Raw genomic sequence first — 7,879 nt, 5'->3', positions numbered from 1 at the left:
ACAGAAATCACTTTATTGAATTTATCGAGTTCAGCTGAAACTTCGGCGTTTTGAGATTTTAAATTTTCAACTAAAGGAAGCAAAACATTTTTCAAATCCTGAATGGTTTTTTGATAATCTTCCCAAGCTTTTTTCTGACCGTCTTTCACAAATTTCTTTGCTTCAGAGTCTATTTGATCTAATTCTTCGGCCGTTGCTAATTGCTGTTCTGCACCTTCAATTTCGATTGAATAATCTAAAATCCATTCTTTGAATTTTACCAATCCGTCAAAATCGCCTTCCCATTTCAAACGCTCTTCATCTTTATATCTTTCGTGAGAACCAGAAGTTGAATGTCCTTGTGGCTGCGTAACTTCGATCACATGAACAACGACAGGAACACTTTCTGTTCTTGCAAAATGTTCGGCTTTCGCATAAGCATCTAACAGCGATGGATAATCCCAAGCTTTCACCTGAATAATTTCACAACCTTGATTTTCACCTTCTTTTCTTTGAAAACCTGAAAGCATTTCGGCAATATCTGCTTTTGCTCTTTGGTTATGCGTTGGCACAGAAATCCCGTAACCATCATCCCAAATTGAAACAATCATCGGAACTTGAAGCGCACAAGCGGCGTTCAAAGTTTCCCAAAAATGTCCTTCCGCAGTGGAAGCATCGCCAATTGTTCCGAAAGCAACTTCGTTTCCTGAGTTTGAAAATTTTTCTGAACCTTCAAATTTTACTGACTTATATATTTTTGAAGCTTGCGCCAATCCTAATAATCTTGGCATTTGTCCGGCAGTTGGGGAAATATCAGAAGATATATTTTTTTGCGCCATTAAGTTTTTCCAACTTCCGTCTTCATTTAAACTTCTTGTTGCATAATGCCCATTCATTTGTCTTCCTGCAGAAGCGGGTTCTCTTTCAATATTGGTATCGGCGTACAATTGTGCAAAAAAACTTTCAACACTCACCGCACCGATTGCGTAGGCGAAAGTTTGATCGCGATAATATCCAGAACGGAAATCACCATCTTTAAAAACCTTTGCCATTGCTAATTGCGGCAATTCTTTTCCGTCCCCAAAAATTCCGAATTTGGCTTTTCCAGTTAAAACCTCTCTTCTTCCGAGGTAAGACATTTCTCTGGAAATTCTCCCGAGTTTATAATCTTCCAGGATCTGGTTTTTGAAGTCCTGAAAAGTAATCTGCTGAGTTTCTATATAAGTGGTTTCCATAAAAATCTGAATTTTCACAAAGATAAATAAATGAATTGAATTTTTAAAATCTGAAATTTTATTTTTTGGTAATTTTCTATTTTTTTTGACCGTTTTTTATAAATTTGACAATCAATATGTTTAACATACAACAGTAAACGATAACCTTTATATTGTATATTTCTGTTTTTTGATAAGTTGTTTAATCTCTTTTCTAGCAGAAAAGACTATTAACTAAAATTTCGAATTGTAGTTTTAAAAGATTGCAGATTATTTATTTTTACCTGTATTAATTTGTATTTCCACATCGGTCATTTTGTTTATTTTAGCTCAATTTCAATAGAAATTGACTGTAAAAAGAAATCTTCCGCGAATAAATCCACGGAAGAACAAACACAATTGATGAAAAAAAATATTTTATTAAGTACTTATTTTCTTGGTGGCGGTAAAATTTCTCCGTCTTCCACGAAATTTGCACTATTGTTTTGATCTGTATTTACATTAGTAGTGTTCTTTTGTAATGAATTACTTGAAGAATCTTGTACTCTTTTTAAAGTTGCTGCTTCTGTAGGTGATAAAAAATCATCAGATTGTCTGCATGATTGTAAAGCAATTGTAGTAAAAACTACGGCTATGATAAGTGTCAATTTTTTCATACTTTTAATTTTGACAAATGTATTGTAGAAAGCAGTTATGAAGCAAAAAAAATAACCGTTAGTTTATAAAAAATGACAAGGATATTGTAAATTATCTGCTGTTTTTTTAAAAAAATAGCAGTATAATTGCAAAACAAAAGAATATAAATATCTTATACTACTAATAATCAAGCATTAAGGATTTTATGCAGCTGAAATACATTTTCTCTATTGTCCTTCTATTATCCCTTAATATTTTTTCAAATATTCATGCTCAAGCGGTATTAAATTCAAATTTGAGCAATGAAGAAATTGAAAAAAAGATAGATACCTATAGTAATAATCCTACAAAAATGTGGGAACTTATTAATTTCTACATCAAAAAATCTAAAAGAGAACAAAATAATGAAGCTTTATTTTATGCTTATCGATATGCAAGTATTACCAGTACTTATCCTTCAAATATAAAATATGCAGATAGCGCATTGATTACAGGTAAAAAATCTGAGATCAAAAAAATATTACTTGATGCTTATCTTAATCGAGGCAATATCAGTATGTCTGAAGAATTTTATGAAAAAGCGCTCAATGATATTTTGGTTGCCAATAGATTATCACAGGAATATGGTAATATTTATATCTTTAATAAAACAATTTACATCATTGCTCAGAACAAAATTTATCTTGGGCAATATGAAGATGCTAAAAAAGAGCTTTTAATATGTTTGAAATTTTTTAAAGATAATTTGCAGAACAAAACATCTTTGGGGAAAAATTATCAGATGTATTATATTTATTCGCTGATGAGTCTTATTGATTGCAATACAAAATTGGGTCAATTCAAAGAGAACAAAGTCCTTTTAAAAGAAGCTTTTGATTATCTTCAAGCCAATAAACTTTCCCAATACATTCCATATTTTATTACTTCTGAAGGGATTATTGATTATTATTCGAAAAACTATGAGAGTGCCATTTCTAAATTATCTGAAGCTATTCGATTATATAATGATCAATGGGAACATAACACCGAGGTTTATTATTTAGGACTTTCTTATTGGAATATTGGCAAAAAAAAGTTGGCAATAAAATATCTGGAAGAAATCGATAAACATTACGACAAAACCCAAAAACTCGATCCTCAATTCCGATCGGCTTATGAAGTTTTAATTAAATATTACAATTCCACAGGAAATAAAGAAAAACAACTAGAGTATATTAATAAACTAATGTTTCTCGATAGATCTTATGAAAAAAACTATAAATATCTATACCAAAGGATTGTAAAAGAATATGATACCAAAAAACTAGAATCCGAAAAAAATAGAATTGAAAGTACGCTTGAAACTCAAAGAATTATTTTCCTTACCCTATTAACTTTCTTGGTGGCTGGTTTCTTATTTTTTGGTTACCGCATTTATAAAGAAAAGCAAAATTATAAAAAACGGTTTGAAGAAATTTTTGCCCAACATCATAAAGCAAATCTACTGGAAGAAAAATTAATTACAGATTCGTCTGATTTTGAGCAAAAGCAAATGTTCGATTACGAATTTTATAATAAAATCCCCGGTCTGAATCCTCTTTTTATTGAAAATATTCTAAAACAACTAGAGATTTTTGAAAATGAAAACAAATTTCTCGATCCGCAAATTTCACAAAAACTTTTGAGCGAGGAACTAGGAACGAATTCTACTTATTTTTCAAAAATTATCAATACTTATAAAGGAAAGAACTTCACACTTTACATCAGCGATCTTCGTTTAGATTATATTATCGATCATCTTAAAAATGACATAAAATATATTAATTTGGATGTAAAAGAACTTGCTACGAGAGCAGGATTTTCGAATGCTGAAAATTTTTCAGATCATTTCCGCAGGAAATTCGATTTAAAACCTTCTGTATTTATTAAAATGATGAAAGATAAGCTATAGCCTGCGTCCAATTAATATTTTTCAAAAACATTCGGGATTCTCTCTTTTAAAACCTCATTGATTAGGATGGCTTTTATGCCAATGATACAATAAAAAAATCGAAATCCTTTTCAAGATTTCGATTTCTGTAAAACGTAAAATTTAAAAATACGAACTTGGTTTTAGTTATTATTATGGTTAAAATCAGTTTCTTTAAGCATCCTATCTATAATTTCAAAAGCCTTTTGTTCATCTTGCAAATTCACCATAAGCTTTACGGTGTTTGCAGTTGGTGTGGTGGTAAAAGACATATAATTATCATTTAAAAAGCTTGCAATATTTTGCATATCTAATTTTGATTTCACTAATTGAATTTCTGAGGGTTTTTCACTTTCAAAAACCGCGACTCTCGTTTCTCTTTCCATAATTCATTTCGTTTTCGATGGTTAAAGTTACAAAAATCAATTGTATTTCATTCGTTAAGAATCAAAACAAATAAAAATTCAAAAATACACAAACAAAAAAGTACTTGAATTTATCTCTACAATTACATTTTCGCAAGACCAGCTTCAATCTTATCGAGTGCCATTTGAATTTCTGTCGTCGTAACATTTAAATGCGGACGGAATCTGATGGAATGATCGCCACAAGATAAAATAATCAGTCCGTCCTCATACAATAAATTAATAAGTTTGTTGCGAAGTTCTCCCGATGGCAAATCAATCGCACACATTAAACCTCTTCCTCTTGCGTTGGAAATTGTACTTGGATATTTCTGGGCTAAACCTTCTAAACCGAGAAGTAAGTATTCTCCCACAACTCTTGCATTTTCTACCAAATTTTCTTTTTCAATCACTTCTAAAATCAATTGAAATCTCAAAATATCAATGAAATTTCCGCCAAAAGTAGAATTGATTCTTGAACTTTCTCTAAACACATTATTTGGGATTTCATCGAATTTTTCTTTGTTTGCCAAAACTCCGCAAACTTGCGCTTTTTTTCCGAAAGAGATAATATCGGGTTTCGCAGAAAAATGTTCGAAAGCCCACATTTTTCCAGTAATTCCAACGCCAGTTTGCACTTCGTCGAAGATTAATAGAATTTCGTTATCATCACAAATTTTTCTTAATTCCACAAAAAACTCATCACGGAAATGATGGTCGCCACCTTCAGCTTGAATGGGTTCAATAATAATACATGCCACCTTATCTGGATTTGAAAGAATTGCTTCTTCAATATGCAAAAGTGCAAGACTTTCATTTTTAATGGTTTCTGCCAAATTTTCTTCAGTAATCGGGAAATTCAAATGTGGATTGATAATCCTTGGCCAATCGAATTTCGGGAAATATTGATATTTTCTCGGGTCGGAAGTATTGGTTAAACTCAAAGTATAACCACTTCTCCCGTGAAATGCTTGTTTGAAATGAATACAAATTCCGGCTTCATGATCAATTCCTTTTTCGAAATTTTTGCGGGTTTTCCAATCGAAACATGCTTTCATCGCATTTTCAACGCCCATCGTTCCGCCTTCGATGAAGAAGCAATATTGCAATTCTTTTGGAATCGCAACTCTTTCGAAAACGTCCATGAAATCTGCAAATTCTTGGGAATAAACATCTGCTAAAGTGGGTTTGTTCACCGCCATTTTCCCGAGCCACGCTGATTTTTCCATTAAATACGGATGGTTGTAACCGATGGAAGCCGAAGCAAACATGGAAAACATATCGAGAAATTCTCTCTTCGAATTGCTGTCATATATATAAGAACCGTGAGATTTTTCGAAATCCATCACGAAATCGAAACCGTCTGCGAGCAGGTGTCTTGACAAAGTTTCTTTCACCGTATTGGTTGGTTCAGGATGAGATGCTATTGCGTTATTCATATTTTTTAGTTTTATAATTACTTTTAAATTTTGTCAGGCTGAGCTTGTCGAAGCCTTCTTTATTTTTTCATTTTATTTTTAGATAATTCTGGTAATTGATCCCAATCGCCGTTTATGATTGCTTCTTTCTTTTTTCTACTCTAACCCTTTACTTGTTTTTCAAATAAAATCGCCAGATTAACATCAATAAATTCGGAAGAAAAAACCAATTGAACAGGTCATCTTTTATGAGTATAACAGGTTGGGTTTACTCCATCATTATATTCGCCAACTCTTCTGCGTAGATCTTTTGTAATTCCTGTGTAATAAGAATTATCAGAACATTTTAATATATATACATAATAGAATATCATTCTGTTCAAAAGTCTTCGACAGGCTCAGACTGACATCTCTAATATTTTAAATTTTAGTAGAATCAGAGAATTTACTGTAAATCAAATTTAATTCCCTGTGCCAAAGGCAAGCTTTCGGTATAATTGATGGTGTTGGTTTGTCTTCTCATGTAGTATTTCCAAACATCGGAGCCGGACTCTCTTCCGCCGCCAGTTTCTTTTTCTCCACCGAAAGCACCACCGATTTCTGCACCAGAAGTTCCGATATTCACATTCGCAATTCCGCAATCGGAACCGGTTTGTGATAAAAACAATTCGGCTTCGCGAAGATTTTGAGTCATAATTGCAGAACTCAAACCTTGTGGAACGTCGTTCTGCAAAGCGATTGCTTCGTTTAAAGTTTTATATTTGATTAAATAAAGAATCGGCGCAAAAGTTTCGTGTTGAACGATTTCGTAAGAATTTTTAACTTCGGCAATACAAGGTTTTACGTAACAACCTGATTCGTAATTTTTGCCTTCTAAAACACCACCTTCAACTGCGAATTTCCCGCCTTCTTTCTTACATTTTTTAATGGAATCAAGATATTGTTTTACCGCATCTTTATCGATCAAAGGACCAACGTGGTTATTTTCATCTAAAGGATTTCCGATTTTCAATTGTCCGTACGCTTTTACCAAACGATTTCTCACTTCATCATAAACAGATTCGTGAATGATTAATCGTCGGGTTGAAGTACATCTTTGTCCCGCAGTTCCCACTGCACCGAAAACCGCGCCAATAATCGACATATCCATATCGGCGTTTTCGGTAATAATAATAGCGTTGTTTCCGCCTAATTCTAAAATTGATTTTCCGAATCTTTTGGCAACGTTTGTCCCAACAATTCTTCCCACTTTCGTAGAACCGGTGAAGGAAATCAAGGCGACATTTTTGTCGTTCACCAACTGATCGCCGATTTTGTGATCGCCCACAATCATTGTCGAAATGCCTTCTGGAAGGTTATTTTCTTTTAAAACTTCGTTGATAATATTTTGACAAGCGATTCCACAAAGTGGCGTTTTTTCCGAAGGTTTCCAAATGGTAACGTTTCCGCAAATCCAAGAAAGCGCCGTGTTCCATGACCAAACTGCAACTGGGAAATTGAAAGCGGAAATAATTCCAACAATTCCGAGTGGGTGATATTGCTCGTACATACGATGACCAGGTCTTTCAGAATGCATCGTGTAACCATGAAGTTGACGAGAAAGTCCGACTGCGAAGTCGCAAATATCAATCATTTCTTGAACTTCGCCTAAACCTTCTTGCAAGGATTTCCCCATTTCGTAGGAAACCAATTTGCCTAAATCGTCTTTGTATTCACGCAATTTCTGCCCAAATTGACGAACCAATTCTCCTCTTTTCGGCGAAGGAATCATTCTGAATTCTTGAAAAGCAGACTTTGCTGTTTCAATTACTTTATCGTAATCTTTTGAATTTGCTGTTTTTATTTTGGCAATTAATTTGCCATCGGTTGGGGAATAACTTTCGAGTAAATCGCCATTGGCAAAGTATTTTCCGCCAGATGAAACTCCTTTGTTTTCTTTTGAAATTCCTAAATTTTTAAGTGTTTTTTCAATTCCGAAATCGTTATTTTTCTTGGACATATTTTTTTAATTAAGTTGAGGTCTAAAGATAAGGATTTTGCGCAAATCTGAAAAATTTAAGCAATCAATTAAAATAATAATTACAAAAACATGCTTTTATAAAAGATATGATATTTAATAATCAATTCAGCCTTCAATAAATGCTTTATTTAGATTTAAAATAAATAAGTAATTTTGGGAAAAATTTAAAATGGAAAATCACAAACCGGAAAATGATCAAAATTCTAAATTTAAAAAGTGGTTTAGGCGTGTAGGGATCGGTGGTCTCATCTTTTTTACCG

7 protein-coding genes are annotated in these 7,879 nt (G+C 32.9%); 1 reads left to right on the top strand and 6 read right to left on the bottom strand.

The annotated features are described in order from the left end of the window. A partial coding sequence (locus WBY99_RS02690) for a thiamine pyrophosphate-dependent dehydrogenase E1 component subunit alpha (RefSeq protein ID WP_423974807.1) occupies positions 1–1,214 on the bottom strand: 1,214 nt, incomplete at its 3' end. A gap of 407 nt (positions 1,215–1,621) precedes the next feature. Beyond that, on the bottom strand, positions 1,622–1,840 hold the full coding sequence (locus WBY99_RS02685; protein WP_423974806.1) for a hypothetical protein: 219 nt from the start codon (positions 1,838–1,840) through the stop codon (positions 1,622–1,624). Between the two features lie 284 nt (positions 1,841–2,124). Here WBY99_RS02685 and WBY99_RS02680 point away from each other — a divergent pair, with 284 nt between their 5' ends. Next, positions 2,125–3,759, top strand: a complete 1,635-nt coding sequence (locus tag WBY99_RS02680; RefSeq protein WP_423974805.1) for a helix-turn-helix domain-containing protein — start codon at positions 2,125–2,127, stop codon at positions 3,757–3,759. A gap of 161 nt (positions 3,760–3,920) precedes the next feature. Here the strand turns inward: WBY99_RS02680 and WBY99_RS02675 are convergent, their stop codons facing one another. The 4 genes from WBY99_RS02675 to WBY99_RS02660 form a co-directional block, all read right to left on the bottom strand. Beyond that, positions 3,921–4,163: a putative signal transducing protein gene (locus WBY99_RS02675; RefSeq protein WP_423974804.1), complete on the bottom strand. Its 243-nt coding sequence runs from the start codon at positions 4,161–4,163 to the stop codon at positions 3,921–3,923. Between the two features lie 122 nt (positions 4,164–4,285). Next, the gene (gene lat, locus WBY99_RS02670; protein WP_423974803.1) at positions 4,286–5,620 is read right to left on the bottom strand and encodes an L-lysine 6-transaminase; all 1,335 of its coding nucleotides are present in this window, start codon (positions 5,618–5,620) and stop codon (positions 4,286–4,288) included. A 218-nt stretch (positions 5,621–5,838) separates the two neighbouring features. Continuing rightward, a complete protein-coding gene (locus WBY99_RS02665; RefSeq protein ID WP_423974802.1) occupies positions 5,839–5,973 on the bottom strand; it encodes a GIY-YIG nuclease family protein in 135 nt (44 codons plus the stop codon). A gap of 71 nt (positions 5,974–6,044) precedes the next feature. Next, a complete protein-coding gene (locus WBY99_RS02660; RefSeq protein ID WP_423974801.1) occupies positions 6,045–7,598 on the bottom strand; it encodes an aldehyde dehydrogenase family protein in 1,554 nt (517 codons plus the stop codon). Between the last annotated feature and the right edge of the window lie 281 nt (positions 7,599–7,879).

Source organism: Kaistella sp. (assembly GCF_049588135.1).
Classification (GTDB): Bacteria; Bacteroidota; Bacteroidia; order Flavobacteriales; family Weeksellaceae; genus Kaistella.
Note: the sequence above shows the minus strand (reverse complement) of the source record. Positions and strands in the feature narration are given on the sequence as shown.

What these genes read in the sequence shown, in the direction of transcription:
- WBY99_RS02675 (WP_423974804.1), bottom strand. Translation starts at nt 4,163, where the DNA reads ATGGAAAGAGAAACGAGAGTCGCGGTTTTTGAAAGTGAAAAACCCTCA.
- WBY99_RS02665 (WP_423974802.1), bottom strand. Translation starts at nt 5,973, where the DNA reads ATGATATTCTATTATGTATATATATTAAAATGTTCTGATAATTCTTAT.
- WBY99_RS02660 (WP_423974801.1), bottom strand. Translation starts at nt 7,598, where the DNA reads ATGTCCAAGAAAAATAACGATTTCGGAATTGAAAAAACACTTAAAAAT.
- lat (WP_423974803.1), bottom strand. Translation starts at nt 5,620, where the DNA reads ATGAATAACGCAATAGCATCTCATCCTGAACCAACCAATACGGTGAAA.